18 protein-coding genes are annotated in these 14,972 nt (G+C 72.2%); 10 read left to right on the forward strand and 8 right to left on the reverse strand.

Annotated features, from left to right (window positions below; genetic code table 11):
* Positions 1–4: 4 nt before the first annotated feature.
* The 3 genes from J2W45_RS00630 to J2W45_RS00640 all read left to right on the forward strand — a co-directional run bounded on the left by J2W45_RS00630 (position 5) and on the right by J2W45_RS00640 (position 2,072).
* Positions 5–898 carry an SDR family NAD(P)-dependent oxidoreductase gene (locus J2W45_RS00630; RefSeq protein WP_310128114.1) on the forward strand — a complete coding sequence of 298 codons (894 nt, stop codon included), beginning with the start codon at positions 5–7 and terminating at the stop codon, positions 896–898.
* A 127-nt stretch (positions 899–1,025) separates the two neighbouring features.
* Positions 1,026–1,229: a hypothetical protein gene (locus tag J2W45_RS00635; protein WP_310128116.1), complete on the forward strand. Its 204-nt coding sequence runs from the start codon at positions 1,026–1,028 to the stop codon at positions 1,227–1,229.
* 75 nt (positions 1,230–1,304) lie between these two features.
* Positions 1,305–2,072, forward strand: a complete 768-nt coding sequence (locus tag J2W45_RS00640; protein WP_310128117.1) for an EAL domain-containing protein — start codon at positions 1,305–1,307, stop codon at positions 2,070–2,072.
* A gap of 90 nt (positions 2,073–2,162) precedes the next feature.
* On the opposite strand, the gene J2W45_RS00645 is transcribed toward J2W45_RS00640, so the two are convergent.
* Positions 2,163–2,420, reverse strand: a complete 258-nt coding sequence (locus J2W45_RS00645; protein WP_310128119.1) for a hypothetical protein — start codon at positions 2,418–2,420, stop codon at positions 2,163–2,165.
* Positions 2,421–2,544: 124 nt separating this feature from the next.
* Here J2W45_RS00645 and J2W45_RS00650 point away from each other — a divergent pair, with 124 nt between their 5' ends.
* Positions 2,545–2,859 carry a DUF7882 family protein gene (locus tag J2W45_RS00650; protein WP_310128120.1) on the forward strand — a complete coding sequence of 105 codons (315 nt, stop codon included), beginning with the start codon at positions 2,545–2,547 and terminating at the stop codon, positions 2,857–2,859.
* A gap of 137 nt (positions 2,860–2,996) precedes the next feature.
* The gene (locus tag J2W45_RS00655) at positions 2,997–3,263 is read left to right on the forward strand and encodes a hypothetical protein (protein WP_310128121.1); all 267 of its coding nucleotides are present in this window, start codon (positions 2,997–2,999) and stop codon (positions 3,261–3,263) included.
* 114 nt (positions 3,264–3,377) lie between these two features.
* Here J2W45_RS00655 and J2W45_RS00660 read toward each other — a convergent pair whose 3' ends face one another.
* A complete protein-coding gene (locus tag J2W45_RS00660) occupies positions 3,378–5,936 on the reverse strand; it encodes a DUF4062 domain-containing protein (protein ID WP_310128123.1) in 2,559 nt (852 codons plus the stop codon).
* 126 nt (positions 5,937–6,062) lie between these two features.
* Between J2W45_RS00660 and J2W45_RS00665 the strand changes: the two genes are divergently transcribed.
* Complete coding sequence (locus tag J2W45_RS00665) at positions 6,063–6,350, forward strand: hypothetical protein (RefSeq protein ID WP_310128125.1); 288 nt, start codon at positions 6,063–6,065, stop codon at positions 6,348–6,350.
* Between the two features lie 16 nt (positions 6,351–6,366).
* On the opposite strand, the gene J2W45_RS00670 is transcribed toward J2W45_RS00665, so the two are convergent.
* Genes J2W45_RS00670 through J2W45_RS00690 form a run of 5 tightly spaced genes read right to left on the reverse strand, consistent with a single transcriptional unit; the run spans position 6,367 to position 10,149 of the window.
* A complete protein-coding gene (locus J2W45_RS00670) occupies positions 6,367–7,014 on the reverse strand; it encodes an NADPH-dependent F420 reductase (RefSeq protein WP_310128127.1) in 648 nt (215 codons plus the stop codon).
* A gap of 54 nt (positions 7,015–7,068) precedes the next feature.
* Positions 7,069–8,265, reverse strand: coding sequence for an OmpA family protein (locus tag J2W45_RS00675; protein ID WP_310128128.1), 1,197 nt, complete (start codon positions 8,263–8,265; stop codon positions 7,069–7,071).
* Positions 8,262–9,170 (reverse strand): hypothetical protein, encoded by a 909-nt coding sequence (locus tag J2W45_RS00680; RefSeq protein WP_310128130.1) that lies wholly within the window; start codon positions 9,168–9,170, stop codon positions 8,262–8,264. The genes J2W45_RS00675 and J2W45_RS00680 overlap by 4 nt, the downstream gene beginning before the upstream one ends.
* A gap of 9 nt (positions 9,171–9,179) precedes the next feature.
* The gene (locus J2W45_RS00685; protein WP_310128131.1) at positions 9,180–9,533 is read right to left on the reverse strand and encodes a hypothetical protein; all 354 of its coding nucleotides are present in this window, start codon (positions 9,531–9,533) and stop codon (positions 9,180–9,182) included.
* Positions 9,520–10,149, reverse strand: a complete 630-nt coding sequence (locus J2W45_RS00690; protein ID WP_310128132.1) for a hypothetical protein — start codon at positions 10,147–10,149, stop codon at positions 9,520–9,522. Before J2W45_RS00690 ends, J2W45_RS00685 begins: the two co-directional genes overlap by 14 nt.
* A 97-nt stretch (positions 10,150–10,246) precedes the next feature.
* On the opposite strand from J2W45_RS00690, the gene J2W45_RS00695 reads away from it, so the two are divergent.
* Together J2W45_RS00695 and J2W45_RS00700 are read left to right on the forward strand one after the other, a co-directional pair.
* Positions 10,247–11,071, forward strand: a complete 825-nt coding sequence (locus J2W45_RS00695) for an ABC transporter ATP-binding protein (RefSeq protein ID WP_310128134.1) — start codon at positions 10,247–10,249, stop codon at positions 11,069–11,071.
* A 4-nt stretch (positions 11,072–11,075) separates the two neighbouring features.
* On the forward strand, positions 11,076–11,873 hold the full coding sequence (locus J2W45_RS00700; RefSeq protein WP_310128136.1) for an alpha/beta fold hydrolase: 798 nt from the start codon (positions 11,076–11,078) through the stop codon (positions 11,871–11,873).
* A gap of 26 nt (positions 11,874–11,899) precedes the next feature.
* On the opposite strand, the gene J2W45_RS00705 is transcribed toward J2W45_RS00700, so the two are convergent.
* A complete protein-coding gene (locus J2W45_RS00705; protein WP_310128137.1) occupies positions 11,900–13,300 on the reverse strand; it encodes a DUF2252 domain-containing protein in 1,401 nt (466 codons plus the stop codon).
* 100 nt (positions 13,301–13,400) lie between these two features.
* Here J2W45_RS00705 and J2W45_RS00710 point away from each other — a divergent pair, with 100 nt between their 5' ends.
* Positions 13,401–13,739, forward strand: coding sequence for a hypothetical protein (locus J2W45_RS00710; protein WP_310128139.1), 339 nt, complete (start codon positions 13,401–13,403; stop codon positions 13,737–13,739).
* A gap of 120 nt (positions 13,740–13,859) precedes the next feature.
* Positions 13,860–14,948 (forward strand): ATP-binding protein, encoded by a 1,089-nt coding sequence (locus tag J2W45_RS00715; RefSeq protein WP_310128141.1) that lies wholly within the window; start codon positions 13,860–13,862, stop codon positions 14,946–14,948.
* Positions 14,949–14,972 lie beyond the last annotated feature (24 nt).

A 14,972-nucleotide genomic window follows, 5' to 3' on the forward strand; every position in this document is an offset into this window, starting at 1 on the left:
CGGCATGGAACAGACACTCACCACCGACCGGGCACCGCTGACGTGGTTCGTCACCGGATCCTCCCGCGGCTTCGGCCGCGCTCTCGTCGTCGCCGCGCTGCAGGCGGGCGACCGGGTCGCCGCGACTGCCCGGCGCCCCGAGCAGCTCGACGACCTCGTCGCCGAGTACGGCGACCGCATCCTCCCGCTCGCACTCGACGTGACGGACGCGGCGCGCGCCGCCGACGCGCTCGCCGAGGCGCACGAGCGATTCGGCCGCCTCGACGTCATCGTCAACAACGCCGGCTACGCCAACGTGTCGCCGATCGAGACGACCGACGACGCCGACTTCCGCCGCCAGTTCGAGACCAACTTCTGGGGCGTCTACAACGTCAGCAAAGCGGCGATCCCGATCCTGCGCGAGCAGGGCGGCGGGCTCGTGATCCAGTTCTCCTCGGTGGGTGGACGCGTCGGCGGCTCCCCGGGGATCGCGTCGTACCAGGCGGCGAAGTTCGCCATCGACGGCTTCAGCCGCGTGCTGCGCGCGGAGACGGCGCCCTTCGGCGTGCGCGTGCTGGTCGTCGAGCCGAGCGGGTTCCGCACCGACTGGGCCGGCTCGTCGATGGAGGTGCACGACGTCCCCGAGCAGTACCAGGAGACGGTGGGCGCGATGAACCGGCGGGTACGGCAGAGCGACGCCGGTCCGGCCGGCGATCCCGTGCGCGCGGCCGAGATCCTCGTCGGCATCGCCGGCCGGCGCGACCTGCCGACCAACCTCCCGCTCGGCGCCACGGCGGCGGAGTTCAGCATCGCCCAGGACCGCCGCCTCCTCGCCTCCGACCTCGCCTGGGCGCCGGTCAGCCGCTCCGCCGATGCGGACCAGCCCTACCCCGTCTCGTTCCCGCCCGAGGCCGCATGACCGCATCCCGCCCCGAGGCGGAGTGCGGGCAGGTGACGATCGGGTGAACACGGCGGGTGCTGCCTGCCGGGCGCGGCGGCCGACGGCTATGCTCCAGCCGTAGGTCAGGTCGACGAGGGGAACGGCCATGCAGGGACTGTCATCCGCCGGGGCGTTCGCCGCCGCGATCGCGCTCGCCGCGATCGTGCTGGTGATCGCGCCGGCAGGGAGCGCCATCCAACCCGCCGTCATGGCGGTGGACCTGGTGGTCGCCGGCGTCGCGGGGGCGGCGGCGGCGACCTTCCTGGGCATCGCGGGAGGGCTGCGGCACCGTCGCCGCCGGGCGCGCTAGCGGCAGGAGGGCCCCGAGCGCAAGGGGTCCCCCGAAAAGTTGACAACCCGCTCGTGCGTGTGGAGCATCGAGAAGATGACGTTGGTGGACGGGACCCTCGAGGACTTCGCCCGCGATTTCGAGATCGCGCTGGCGCAGCGCCAGGTCATCGCTGCCTACCAACCGCAGATCGACGTCGCCGACGGCTCCATGGTCGGCGTCGAGGCGCTGGCCCGCTGGACGCATCCCGAGCACGGACCCGTCGCGCCCGACGTCTTCGTCGACGTCGCGCAGAAGACCGGGCTGCTGCCGCTGCTGACCGCGCGCATCATCTCCGATGTGACCGCCGAGTACATCCCGGGGTGCACGATCGAGGTGGCGGTCAACGTCTCGGCGACCCAGCTGGAGGACCCGTCCCTCTACGACATGTTCGAGGGCGCGTTCGCGACCGGCCGGTGCAACCCCACCACCCTGACGGTGGAGGTGACCGAGAGCCACAGCATCGCGCATCCGGAACGGGTGGCGGCGCCGCTCGAGGCGCTGGCGGCGGCCGGTGTGACCATCTCGGTCGACGACTTCGGGACCGGGCACTCCTCGTTCGCCCGGGTGGAGTCCCTCCACGCGCGCGAGCTCAAGCTCGACAAGAGCCTGGTGCAGTCAGAGGAGCGCGTCCACGAGGTCGCGCAGATCATCACGGAGGCCCACAGGCGGGGGATCCGCGTGGTCGGGGAGGGCGTCGAGACGCAGCTGCAGCTCGACCGGCTCGCCGCGGCCGGATGCGACCGCGCGCAGGGCTACCTCATCTCCAAGCCGCAGCCGGCTGACGTGCTGGTCGACTGGTACCGCAACCGCTTCGCCCGGTAACGCGCCCGAAGCCGTAGGCCCGTGGACGGGCCCGGAGACGACGAACGCGCACGTCCCGAGGGAACGTGCGCGTCCGCGAGGCTCAGCGGTTCAGAGCGCGTCGAACGAGTCGATGTCGACCCGCGGCTCCTCCTGGCGCGTGGCGGGCGGATCGACCTCGATCTGCGCCCAGGTGACCGGCATGCCCGGCGAGAACAGCACGTCGACGCCGGGGCCGCCGCGCAGAGGAGGGATGGTCACGTAGCCACCGCCCGCTCGCACCGCCTCCAGGATCTTTCCGCGGAGGTCGGTCACCGGATCGGGCAGGAAGTAGTCCTTTCCGTCGACCGTGAGGCGGTGAACGATCATGCGGTGTTTCCTTTCCGTTCGTGTGTCGTAGAACACTATCGCGCGGTCACGATACACCTGTATTCCTGACGTATATGCTCGCAGGAGCATTCACGCGCCCTCTCTCGACACACGAAAGGCACCCGTGGGAACTCTCCGTTATGACGGCGAAAGCTACGAACTGGACGACCGTCTCCTGTTCCACATGCAGATCGCCATCAGCACCAAACTGCGGCGGGGTGAGAACTTCTTCCTCACCTGGCCGGTCCCGGCCGAGCTCGGCAGCGGACGGCACACGATCTGGGTGGACAACGGCGTCCCCCTGCACATCTTCTTCTCCGGGTCGAAGGTGCCGACGCTGAACAAGGACTGGATCGAGGCCATGATCCAGACCGGTGGCCGGGCCTCCGGAATGATCGTCATGGAGGAGTCGGAGACGCGTCCGCCCGGCCAGCGATGAGGCTGGGCCAGCGCTTATAGCGGATGGCCTCAGCGAAAACAAGGCCCCCCGAATTTCTTGCTTCACCGGACCGGTAGTTCGATCATCTAACTAGGTCAACGAATCGCACCGCGACGGAAGAGAAGTAAGGAAGAACCATGGCCGAGCAGCTCGCCGACATCATCGATCTCCCCACGGAGTACGTCTCCTGGCACTCGCCGGCCGCGGCGCTCTGGGTGGCCTCGACGCCGACCTCCTACGTCGGGATGGTGGACCGCAACCACGACGGTTTCGTCGCCACCGACTGCACCGGTCGCGAGCTCGGCGTCTACGGCTCGCTGGAGTCGGCACGCGTCGCCGTGTACGGCGCCTGGGTCGCCCCGGCCCCGGCCGACCAGACCGCGGACCAGGCGCTCATCGCCTGACCGACCACAGACCATCCCGGCCGGCGTTTCGGGTGCGCCCACCGGGATCTGGCGGAACCCCGGCACCGTTCTGGTGCCGGGGTTCCAACATTTAAGGGATGCGCTCGTCGCCCGTCAGTTGAGGCTGGGCTCGGCCAGCGCCTCCGCCACCGCCTGCTCGACGCCGAGCTCCCGGCCCTCGGCGACGGCCTCGGCCAGGCGCCCGGGCGGAGACGCCGCCGCGAGCCGGTCCAGGTAGCGCTGGTGGAACGTGAAGGTCGGGCCGTTGTGCGTTCCGGATCGCTCCCGCAGCGCGTGCGCCGCACCCGCCAGCCGCCCGGCGCGGTCGACGTCGCCCGCCAGGGCCGCGACCGCCGCCAGTCCCTCCAGGCCGTAGGCGATCCCCTCGATGTGCCCGAGGGACGTGGAGAGCGTCACGCTGAGCATGAAGTCCTTCCGCGCGTCCTCCGGGGCTCCCAGGAGGAGGTGCGCCCAGCCCAGGTGGTACGCGGCGATGCGGCCGCCGACGGCGTCGCCGCTGCGCTGGGTGAGCGCCAGGGACTCGTCGAAGCGGTCGAACGCCGTCCGCACCGACTGCTCGAGCAGGGCGACGCGGCCGAGCAGCACGAGCGCCATGGACTCGCCCCAGACGTCGGCGGTGTCGCGGAACAGCGCGAGGCTGCGCTCCATCACCTCCTGAGCGCGGGCAGTGTCCGGTTTCTCGCCAGCCAGCAGGGCGAGGGCGAGCGAGATCATCGCCATGGCTTCGCCCGTGCGGTCGGCGCACTGGCGGAACAGGTCCGCGCTCTCCTGCAGGTCGGCGGCCACCCGGCCGTCCGGGTCCTTCCAGAAGCGGATGGTGCGCGTGAAGTAGAGCGCGATGGCGCGGGTGCGATCGTGGAGCGCGTCGCCCGATTCGAGCGGTTCGTCCATCCACGTCCGCACCTCGCCGAGCAGGCCGATGACCCAGAAGTAGAGGAACAGGTTGAAGGCGAGCTGCGCCGCGCGGTCCCAGTCGCGGGCATCCAGGAGGTAGCGCTCGGCCGCTCGCAGGTTGTCGCGTTCGTCGCCGAGCCGCTGCAGCCACTCCCGCTGGCCGCCGGCCTTGAGCGGGAGGCGGGCCCGGGCGCCGAGGTCGATGAAGAACCGCGCGTGCGCGTCGCGCGCCGCCTGCAGCTCGCCCTCGGTCTGCAGCCGCTCCCGGGCGTACTCGCGGACGATCGCCTGCATGGTGAACCGCGGCCGGTCGTCGCTGTCGTGCTGCGACACCAGACTGGAGTCGACCAGCACCGCGAGGTCGCTCAGCACGTCCGGGCCGTCCCCGTCTTCGCCGACGGCCTCGGCGGCTTCGAGGGTGAAGCCGCCCTCGAACACGCCCAGCCGTGACAGCAGCCGGCGCTGCGTCGGAGCGAGCAGCTGGGTGCTCCATTCGATCGTGCGGCGGATGGTCTGCTGCCGCTCCGGCAGGTCGCGTGAGCCGCCGACGAGCACGGAGAGCCGCCGGTCGAGCCGGTCGAGGAGCTCGGCGGGGGAGAGCACACGGACGCGCGCCGCGGCGAGCTCGATCGCGAGCGGCGCCCCGTCGAGGGCGGCGCAGACGCGCGCGACCGCCTCGGCGTTCTCAGGCGTGACCTCGAAGTCGGGCTTGACGGCGTGCGCGCGCTCCACGAAGAGGTTCACCGCGGAGTCCTCGGCGAGCGGGCCGACCTCGTAGCTCTGCTCGGCTCTCACCCGCAGCAGTGCGCGGCTGGTGACGAGGAGCGCGAGGCCCGGGGCCGCCGCGAGCAGTCCCGTGAGCAGCGGCGCGGCGTCCAGCACCTGCTCGAAGTTGTCGAGCACCAGGAGGATGCGGCGGTCGCGCAGCGCGGTGACCAGGTTGTCCAGGATGGGCGCGTCGCCGGTGTCGCGCACGCCCAGCGCCTGGGCGATGCGGTTCGGCACGCGCTGCGGGTCGTGCACGGCCGACAGGTCGACGAAGACGGCGCCGTCCTCGAAGTCCTGCGCTGCGGCCCGGGCGGCCGCGATGGCCAGCCGGCTCTTCCCGATGCCGCCGGGTCCGGCGAGGGTGATGAACCGCGTCCCGGTCGAGAAGCGGTCGACGATCGCCCGGATGTCGTCGTCCCGGCCGACGAGGCCGGTCAGCGGCACCGGCAGGCGGACCGGCTCCACCACACGGTCGGCGTCGCTCGCCACGTCCGCCGTCACGACCGCCCGGCTCTGGTCGAACCGTTCGGCGAGCAGCGTGGCGAGGTCGTTCTCGATCAGCTGCGCGAGCTCCTTGGGCGTCTCGAAGTACTTGTAGGCGGCGCGGTCGTCGTCGCGGATGCGGGCCAGCAGCTCGGAGAGCTTCGGTTCGCGTCCGTCGGCGGGCGTCTTGACGTAGAGCAGGCGCGGCAGCTCCGGCGGGCAGAGGTTGTACTCGTCCTCGAGACCGGAGACCTCCTCCTCGGGGGCGACCCAGCCGTAGCGCTCCCAGTAGAGGCCCACGAAGACGTCGCTCTGCTCGAGGTACGCCCGGTACAGCTCACGGGGCGGATGAGGGCGCGCGCCGAGCTCGAACATGACGGGAGCGAGGTGCAGCCGTTCGATGGCGGTCCGTGCGGCACGGCGCTCAGCGGCGAGCTCCTGCAGCGTGGACGACACGAAGATCCGGAGCCGCTGGTCTGGGGTCCGGATCACATGAGGGTGGCTCATGTAACGTCATTCTGTTGCGTCCGTATGAAAATGTACAGAGGGCACTCCATGGGCGTTGCCTAGCACGTTGAAAGTGCGGAGCGCAAGCCTCTACAGCCGCATCCTGATCCGGCGTTAGCTAGGCATGTGAAAGAAGTCGCCTGGTACGTCCTTGGATTCTCCGCCGCGGTGTGCACCCTGGCGTTCGGACTCCTCCTGGCGCCCGGAGCCGCGGATGCGACCCACGGGACGGGAGGGCTCCTCCAGCACCTCACCAGCACCCAGTGGGCCGACCTCGTCGTCGGACTCGTCTTCGCGGCGATCGCGTTCGTGAGCGGCAGCTACCTCTCGTCGCGCGCGGCCTCCGAGGCCGTCGGCGCGATGCCGTCGGCCGCGCCGACGGTGGAGCTCGTCACCGCGAAGACCGCGGGCTGAGCCCCACCGCCCGCGATCACATGTCGCGGTAGCGCTTGGCCGCGGCGAGGGCCTCCTTCAGGCCCGCGGCGTCGTAGCGGCGCACGTAGGCCGGTGTGTCGCGCTGCGCACGCCATCCCTCGGAGAGCGGTCCGATGTCCACCGCGTCGAACCCGAACTCGTCGATCAGGGCCGCGACGCGCTCGCGCGCTCCGGCGTCGTCGCCCGCGACGATCAGCGCGCGGCGGTCCGGCGTGCCGGCCGGAAGGTTCTGGCTCGTGAGCTCGCGGGCCCCGATGTGGTTGAACGCCTTCACCACGTGCGACTCCGGCAGCACCTTCTGCAGGCGCTCGGCGACGGTCGTCGACTCGTCATCCAGCTCCGCGATGTGCCCGTCGCGCTGCGGGTAGTAGTTGTTGGTGTCGATCACGATCTTCCCGGCGAGTTCGGCGACGGGGAGCGTCGCCTCGGCGGCCAGGGGAGTCGTCACCACCACGATGTCGCCGGCGGACGCGGCCTCCGCCGGGGTCGCGGCGCGGGCGCGCTCGCCCAGTTCGTCGACGAGGCCCTGCAGGGTCTCGGGGCCGCGGGAGTTGCTGAGCACCACGTCGTAGCCGTGCGCGACCGCGAGGCGCGCGAGCTGGGAGCCGATGTGTCCTGATCCGATGAGTCCGATGGTCGTCATGTCCGACGGAACAGCGAGGCGGGGGTCACGATTCCCGGGACCGGCGATCGATCCTCAGCCGCACAGCCCGACGCCCGCGGACGTCAGGATGACGGTGCGGTTCTGCTCCGCGAGCGCGTCGGAGTACTTCCCGCTCGCGTCCGTCTCGCTCTTCCAGCCGCACCACTGGAACCCGACCCCGGCCGTCTGCAGCAGCGACGCGGGCACCCCCAGTCCCACCAGTGCCGCCTTCACGGCATCCGCCCGGCGCAGCGACAGCGCGGTGTCCGCCGTATTGTCAGTGGCCTGGTCCTTGGATGCGGTGCCCGTCACGGTGACCGGCTTGCCGTTCTGCTCGATGGCCGGCACCAGCGTGGCGAGCACCTTCTGCGCGGCGGCCGGATCGGAGAAGTCGGCCGTGTCCTTCGTGAACAGCAGGTCGCTGTTGCGGATGACGACCGGATGCGACCAGTCGGTCTTCGTCGAGACGGCCTCCACGGCGACGGGCGTGACCGCGGGGAGACCCGCGGCGGCGCTCCCGGAGGCGGGTTCGGGCAGCAGTGACAGTGTGCCGCCCGCGGCCTTCACCACGGCCGACCAGATCGCCTCGAGGTTGCTCCGGGCGGGAACGGTGAGCGGCTGCTGCGCGCCCGCGACGTCGCCCATCCCGGACCAGTACACGGTGACGCCCTTCAGGTCCTTCGGGAGCAGGCCACGAGCCGTGAGATCGGCCACCACCTGCGCGGGGTCGGCGTAGAGCAGGCCGGTGCCGGCGAAGTTCAGCGGGTCGGTGGTCTGCAGTCCGCTGCCGATCACGACGACGCCCATCGGGTCGCTGCCGAGGTCGCGGGCCGCCTGGTCGATGGCCCCGAGGAAGTCGACCTCGGGCGCGGAGGCTTTCAGCCCGGCGATGTACGAGCCGATCTGCGCGAGCTTGGTGCGCTGGTCGTTCTGGCAGACGATCGCATCCTGCGCGGAGGAGCCCAGCGCGGTCGTGCCCATCACCTGCGGGGTGCCGGACGGCACCACGACGGTGACGCTCCCGTTGGTCTTGCCCGCCTCCTCCAGCTGGGTGGATGCGGAGGCCGGGACGGCGACGGCCGGCGCGTTGGCCGTGCTGCCGGCGACGACGCCGAGGTTGCGCTTGTGGGACTGGTCGCAGGCCTCGCCGGACGCCGTCGCGGGCGTGCACGCGGTCAGGCACGCGCAGACGGCGACGACGGCCGCGGCGGCCGCCAGGAGACGCCCGCGGGTCGCCCGCGCCGCGCTCACTGGAGGCCTCCGGTCGCCGTCCCGGGACCGGCCGCCGGTGCTGCCGTCGCCCCGGGCGGCAGCGGCGTGGCGATGTCAGGCGTCTCGACGCCGCGGCGCGACCGCAGCTCGCGGATGATCTGGCTGGTGCTCTCCGGGTCGCGCTCGCGCTGCGCGAGGCGCGTGGCGAGCTGCGCCCGCACCACGTCCATCCGGGAGTGGAAGGTGACCCGCGCGCCGGTGTAGCGGATGGCGTCGTGGGCGTCGAGCTGCAGCGCCGAGCGGGTCCGCTCCTGCGCCGCGACGGCCTCGCCGAGCAGCCGGTCGCGGTGCAGGCGCAGGCGTGCGGCGTGTGCGTGCGCTTTCTCGGCCGCCGTGAGCAGCGGACGCGTGGTCAGCCAGGCGACGACGAAACTGACCGCGCCGGAGGTGACGAGCACGCCCAGCATCAGGAACGCCATGATCGTGTCCGGGGCGGTCCACGAGAAGCCGGCGGGCGCCGCGGTCTGCGAGCCGCCGACCAGCCCGGTCAGGCCGCCGGCGCTCTGCGCGTCGATGCCCGCCTTGATCCGGGCGATCGTGACCCCGGCGAGCACGGCGGCCCAGACCAGCCCCAGGACGACCGCGGTCGCGATCCACCGCCGCGACATGATCCCGGCCTGCACGCGGCGCAGCAGGATGGCCACGATGTGCGGCAGCGTGACCACGGCGAGCGAGATGCCGAGCGTGATGATGTACATCTGCAGCCCGATGGAGCCGTACTGGCTGTCGTTGCGCAGCAGCAGGGTGAGCGCCTGCGTGAGCAGGATGTAGTCCACCGCGATCATCGCGACGAGCAGCACGTAGACCATCGCGTGGGCGAACGGGGAGATGTGCCCGACGCGCGGGCGCAGACGGGGCGGGCGGGTGACGATGTCGCGAGCCATGGCGTCCTCTCAGGCGTAGGTGTGGAAGTCGGGGTCGTGGCCGGCGAGCTTGGCGTCCAGCCGCTCCACGTCGAGGTCCGCGCGGCGGATGTCGTCCTCGGCGCGCTCGAGCGCCCGGCGGATCAGCTCCTCCCGGGCCTGCGCTTCGGCCACCCGCGCCGAGGCGGCGGCGACATTGCGCGTGCGCTGGCGCTCCAGGTCGGCGACGCCCGCGCGCTCGAAGGCGGCGAGCTCGTGCTCGAACACCTCCAGCGTCTCGACGTCGACGGCATGGCGCATCCGCCGCAGCCGCCACAGCAGCCGGCGGCGGAGACCTCCGGTGGCGGGGACGCGGTAGTCCTTCAGTCGTTCACGCCGGGGCATCGGTCCTCCTGTGGTCGGCCTCGTGGGGTGCGATCGGGTGCAGGGCGTCGACGGCCGTGCTGCGCGACGTCAGCCAGCCGGCGCGGCGGAGGCCGGGCGGCTGGGGAGCGACCCGGCCGGCGGTGGCGCGGCGGAGCGCGCCCCAGTACACGGCGGCGAGCTCGTCGGAGCGGTCGAACATCCGCGCCGCCCGCAGCTGCGCCGCGGTGAACCGCGTGTTGATCAGCGCGCTGAGCTCGTCGGAGCGTCGATGCGCCCGCCGGATGCGCCGCTCCAGCCGCCGCAGCTCCTCGAACGCCGGTCCCGGCCCGTCCGCGATGCGCAGGCGGTCCGCCTCGGACAGCCGGTCGAGGCGGTCCTCGTAGGCGTCGAGGTCGGCGCGCAGGGCGGCGGTCACCATGCGGTGCTCGGTCAGCTCCCGGCGCATGGCGCGGAAGAAGCGCTGCTCCTCGCGGCGGGCGAAGCCGTCTGCGCGCGCCTGCAGGGCCGCGATCGTGGGCGTCGTGCCCTCGGCCGCCGGCGCCGGGCCGTCGTGGACGGCGGCCGCGTCGCTCTGCGCCAGCCGCGCCATGCGGCGGCGGGCCAGCGGTCCGGGTCGAAGCGGCTGCGTGGTCATAGGGGGCGAGCGTAGGGAGCGGGCCTGTGCGTCGCCTAGGGGAACGGCGAAGGAAGACCGAACGTGACCCGATCGTGACCCCCGATAGGGTGGATCGGTGAGCTGGCAGTCCGACGACATCGTGCTCGAACTGAACGATGTCACCTTCCGCCGAGACGGCACGCACATCCTCGACGGCATCGACCTCACCGTGCGCGCCGGGGAGCACTGGGCGCTGCTCGGCCCGAACGGCGCGGGCAAGTCGACGGTCCTGGGCTTCTGCGGCGCCCTCACCTTCCCGACCTCCGGCACGGTGGATGTGCTGGGCCACCGGCTCGGCAGGGTCGAGTTGCAGGAGCTCCGGCGGCACATCGGCCACGTCAACCCGCGGCACCCGGTGCGCTCGCCGCTGACCGTCACCGAGGTCGTGCTGACCGGCATCACCGGAACGCAGGAGCTGCCGATGCGCTGGGAGCCGGCCGACGACGAGCTGCGCCGAGCGCGCGACCTGCTGCACGCGGTCGGGCTCGACGAGCGCCGCGACTCCCGCTGGCCCACCCTGTCGCAGGGCGAGCGCGGACGGACGCTGATCGCTCGCGCGCTGATCTCCGACCCGCGGCTGCTGCTGCTCGACGAGCCGACGACCGGACTGGACGTGGCGGCGCGCGAGCAACTGCTCGAGACGATCGACGGCCTGGCGCACTCGGCGCCGGCCCTGGCGTCCGTGCTGGTGACGCACCACCTGGAGGAGCTGCCGGAGTCGACCACGCACGCGCTGCTCATCGCGCACGGCCGGACGGTGGCGGTCGGCGGCATCGACGACGTGATCACGACCGAGACGGTGAGCCGCGCCTTCGAGCACCGCATCCGGGTCGAGAAGGCGGACGGACGCTGGAGCGCTCGCGCCGTGCGGGAGCGTCCGATCGTCGGAGCGCGGGACTGACCTCATGGAGGAGCAGGACATTCAGCACGCCACGGCGGACGATGGGACGCCGATCGCCTTCGCGGAGCGGGGCGTCGGCGTCCCGGTCCTGCTGATCGCCGGGCAGGCGACCGGCATGCACGGCTGGGGTCCGTTCGCGGACGCCCTCGCCCGTGACTTCCGGGTGATCGTCTACGACCACCGCGGCATCGGCGAGAGCGGGCTCGGCGACCCCGCCGCCTACTCGACCCGCGCCTTCGCCGACGACGCGGTCGCGGTGCTCGACGCTGCCGGCGTCGCCGCCGCGCACGTCGTCGGCCACTCGATGGGCGGACGGGTGGCCCAGTGGCTGGCGGCCGAGCACCCGGAGCGGGTCCGCCGGCTCGTGCTCATCGCCACGACCTCCGGCGACCGGTCCGCCGCGCGCCGCGACCCCGCCGCCGTCGCCGACCTGCTGAGCGGCGACCGCGAGCGGATGCTGCCGCTGTTCTTCGACGACGGCTGGGCGGCCGCGCATCCCGCCGACGTCGACCGCTTCTTCACGCGGGTCGCGACGCGCCCGGCGCTCCGCGGGCACTTCGCGGCCAGCCGCGACCACGACGGGTCGGCCGTGCTCGACCGCATCCGCGCCGACACGCTCGTCGTGCACGGACGCCACGACGCGCTCACCCCGGTGTCGCACGCGCACCTGCTGGCGGAGCGCATCCCGCACGCGACGCTGACCGAGTTCGAGGCGCGCCACGGCCTCCACCTCGACACCCCGGAGGTGGAGGAGGCGGTGCGCGCCTTCCTGCTGCCGCCGGGACAGCGCCCCGCCGGCTGAGCGCCCCGCCTGGCTGAACGACCCACTCAGGCGACCGCGAACACCCCGTCCCGCGCGGCCGCGACGAACTCCGCGTAGTCGGCCTCGGCCTGGTCCGCGTAGCGGCGCCCCCACTCGGCCAGTGCCCGCGGGAACGACGGGCCGGTCCCGAGGTACCCGGCGACGAACGCCGCCTTCGGCGAGCGTGCGTGCGCCCGGGCGAGGACGGCCCCGCACATCCGCGCGTAGTCGAAGAACTGCACCGCGTTCATCGACGGGATCTCGAACGACGCGTTCCTGTTGCGGAACTGGCGCATGTAGAACGCGAAACCCTCCACGCGCAGGAAGCCGAGGAACGGATCCGACACCGCCTGCAGGATGCGCTGGCACGACACCACGCGGTAGCCCTGCTCGTCCGGGAGCAGCGACAGGTCCAGGTAGCCGGGCAGCGGGGCGACCCCGCCGAACCGCTCGACGACGGACGCCTCCGCCTCCTTCAGCTGCAGCAGCACGACCTCCCCGGTCGGCCCCTGCAGCGCGATGACGAAGCAGCGCGTGCCGACGCTGCCGACGCCGACCACACGGCGTGCGACGTCGTCGAGGCGGAGCTGCGAGGTCAGGAGGGCGGTGTTCGGCGGCAGGGTCGCGCGGTAGCTCTCATAGGCTCCCTGGGCCAGCGCCTGTACCTCGGGCTCGGCCCGCCGCAGGATCGGCGGCCGATCGATGAAGCGCAGCACACCGTTCTCGTCGGTCTCCAGCGTCTTGCGGGCGACGTGCTCGCTGGTCCGCTTGCGCGACTCCTTGGTGACCCGGTCGATGAGGCTCAGCATGTCGGCGCTGAGCAGCCGGCTCTCGCGGGCGGAGGTGACGGAGCTCGGGGTGAAGTACCGGGTGATCAGCGGGTTCTGCAGCGCCCGGGCCAGCCAGATCCGGTAGGCGGATGCGGTCGCCTGCGCGGCCTCCATCACGAAGTCGGCGGGAAGGGGGATCGCCCGCCCGGCGATGACGACGCTGGCGACGAGCCGCTTCACGTCCCACTCCCACGGTCCGACCGTCGACTCGTCGAAGTCGTTGATGTCGAAGACCATGGCGTTCTCGGGCGAGCGGTAGATGCCGAAGTTCGAGAGGTGCGCGTCCCCGCAGACGACGACCTCCGCGCCGGTCGACGGGGCCGAGCGCAGATCGGCGGCCTGGATCGCGGCGGTGCCGCGGTAGAACGCGAACGCGTCGGCGCTCATCCGCTCCACCCGGAGGTCGATGAGGTTCTGCAGCCGGTTCTCGTGCTGGGCGCGCAGGATGCCGATCGGGTCGCGTCCGGGAGGCGGGACGTACTCGGCGTGCGCCGAGCGGGGGAGCGTCGTGCGGGCCGCGCGGCCCGCCTCGAAGAGTTCCGCGGCAGAGAGGGGCGACTCCGCCCGCTCGCCCGTTTCCGCGATGTCCAGGGTCATACCGCACCTCTTCCACGGAGCCACCGCCGTGGGGACGCCGACGTCCCCGGGTGTGGACGCGCTCATCATAGGTCCGCGCGTGGCCGCTAGGGTATGCAGAATGCAGGGATGGATCGAGCACCGCCGCGAGGACGGCGAACGCGTCGGATGGCTGCGTCCGGAGGGGGAGGGTTTCGTGCCCGTCGACCTGCTCGGGCGCGAGCTCGCGGGTCCGGTGGACTGGCTGACCGGCGAGGAACTGCTGGAGTCGACGGGCATCGGCTACCTGGCGGACCGCTACGAGCTGCTGCTCGACGACGGGCGCGCGCTGCGCGTCCGGCTGACCGAGGTCTCGACCGAGCGCATCGTCGTCAAGAAGGACGACTTCGGCGCGATCGACGCCCCGCAGCTGATCTACACGTTGCCGTTCCCGATCCCGGAGTCGCTCCGGCCGGTCTGACGGTCGGCACCGTCCGCACGGTTCGCCGGGTCCACCGATCCGCGGACTGTCCGCGGTCGGTCGAGCGGCGCTACCATCGGCCGCATCCGCGCCGCCGGGCCGGTGCGAGAGGAGACCGCCATGATCCCGCTGACCGTCGGAACGCGAGCGGAGGCGCCGGATCGCCCGGCCGTGCTCGACGGATCCCGCTTCAACCGCCACACCTTCTGGTGCGGCCAGAGCGGATCCGGCAAGACCTACGCGCTGGGTGTGGTGCTCGAGCAGCTGCTCCTCGAGACGGAGCTGCCGTTGGCGGTGTTCGACCCCAACGCCGACTTCACCGAGCTCGCGCGCACGCGCGACGACGTCTCTCCGGCCGATGCGGCGCGGTGGGGCGAGCTCGACATCCGGGTCTTCCACTCCAGCACTCCCCGCGAACCGCAGCTCCGCATCCGCTACATCGACCTGAGCGTGCGGTCGAAGGCGTCGGTGGCGCGGCTCGACCCGATCGCCGACGAGGAGGAGTTCAACGCACTGCTGCACCTCGACGTCGGCCCGAAGGAGTTCTCGCGCGACACGTTCCTGCAGACCCTCGCCGCATCCAGCGACCCGGCGCGGCGCCGGCTCGGCCTCCGGATCGACAACCTCGGCATCCTGGACTGGCCGCTGTGGGCCTTCGGCGGAGCGTCCGTCACGGCGGAGGTGGAGCAGCGGCCGCCCGTGGTCGTGCTCGACGTCGGCGGGTTCTCGCACCCGGCGGAACCGCAGGCGGCGGCCCTGGGCATCCTCGAGGACCTCTGGGAGCGGCGCATGGACCGCCGGCCGGTCCTCATCGTGATCGACGAGGCGCACAACTTCTGCCCGCCCGTCCCGCGGTCGAGCGTCGAGGCGCAGCTGACCGAGCAGCTCATCCAGATCGCGGCGGAGGGACGGAAGTTCGGCCTCTGGCTGTTCCTCAGCACGCAGCGGCCCACCAAGATCCACCCGAACGTGCTCTCCCAGTGCGACAACCTGGGGCTGATGCGGATGAACTCGCCGCGCGATCTGGCCGAGCTCGCGGACGTGTTCGGGTTCGTGCCGCGGCAGCTGCTGGAGCAGTCGCCGTCGTTCCGCAAGGGGGAGGCGCTGTTCGCCGGGTCGTTCACCGACGAGCCGCAGCTGGTCCGGATCGGGCGCCGGCTGACGGTCGAGGGTGGGAGCGACCTCTCGGTCGCCGCCCGCTCCGCCTGACCGGTCCCGGCCCGCTCAGCTCGG

This window comes from Leifsonia shinshuensis, from assembly GCF_031456835.1.
GTDB classification, from domain to species: domain Bacteria; phylum Actinomycetota; class Actinomycetes; order Actinomycetales; family Microbacteriaceae; genus Leifsonia; species Leifsonia shinshuensis_C.

Excerpts from the sequence above, each read along its gene's own strand:
- J2W45_RS00690 (WP_310128132.1), bottom strand. The coding sequence starts at position 10,149 with ATGACCACGCAGCCGCTTCGACCCGGACCGCTGGCCCGCCGCCGCATG.
- J2W45_RS00630 (WP_310128114.1), top strand. The coding sequence starts at position 5 with ATGGAACAGACACTCACCACCGACCGGGCACCGCTGACGTGGTTCGTC.
- J2W45_RS00710 (WP_310128139.1), top strand. The coding sequence starts at position 13,401 with ATGCAGGGATGGATCGAGCACCGCCGCGAGGACGGCGAACGCGTCGGA.
- J2W45_RS00655 (WP_310128121.1), top strand. The coding sequence starts at position 2,997 with ATGGCCGAGCAGCTCGCCGACATCATCGATCTCCCCACGGAGTACGTC.
- J2W45_RS00660 (WP_310128123.1), bottom strand. The coding sequence starts at position 5,936 with ATGAGCCACCCTCATGTGATCCGGACCCCAGACCAGCGGCTCCGGATC.
- J2W45_RS00715 (WP_310128141.1), top strand. The coding sequence starts at position 13,860 with ATGATCCCGCTGACCGTCGGAACGCGAGCGGAGGCGCCGGATCGCCCG.
- J2W45_RS00705 (WP_310128137.1), bottom strand. The coding sequence starts at position 13,300 with ATGACCCTGGACATCGCGGAAACGGGCGAGCGGGCGGAGTCGCCCCTC.
- J2W45_RS00670 (WP_310128127.1), bottom strand. The coding sequence starts at position 7,014 with ATGACGACCATCGGACTCATCGGATCAGGACACATCGGCTCCCAGCTC.
- J2W45_RS00640 (WP_310128117.1), top strand. The coding sequence starts at position 1,305 with ATGACGTTGGTGGACGGGACCCTCGAGGACTTCGCCCGCGATTTCGAG.
- J2W45_RS00680 (WP_310128130.1), bottom strand. The coding sequence starts at position 9,170 with ATGGCTCGCGACATCGTCACCCGCCCGCCCCGTCTGCGCCCGCGCGTC.
- J2W45_RS00645 (WP_310128119.1), bottom strand. The coding sequence starts at position 2,420 with ATGATCGTTCACCGCCTCACGGTCGACGGAAAGGACTACTTCCTGCCC.
- J2W45_RS00685 (WP_310128131.1), bottom strand. The coding sequence starts at position 9,533 with ATGCCCCGGCGTGAACGACTGAAGGACTACCGCGTCCCCGCCACCGGA.
- J2W45_RS00700 (WP_310128136.1), top strand. The coding sequence starts at position 11,076 with ATGGAGGAGCAGGACATTCAGCACGCCACGGCGGACGATGGGACGCCG.
- J2W45_RS00635 (WP_310128116.1), top strand. The coding sequence starts at position 1,026 with ATGCAGGGACTGTCATCCGCCGGGGCGTTCGCCGCCGCGATCGCGCTC.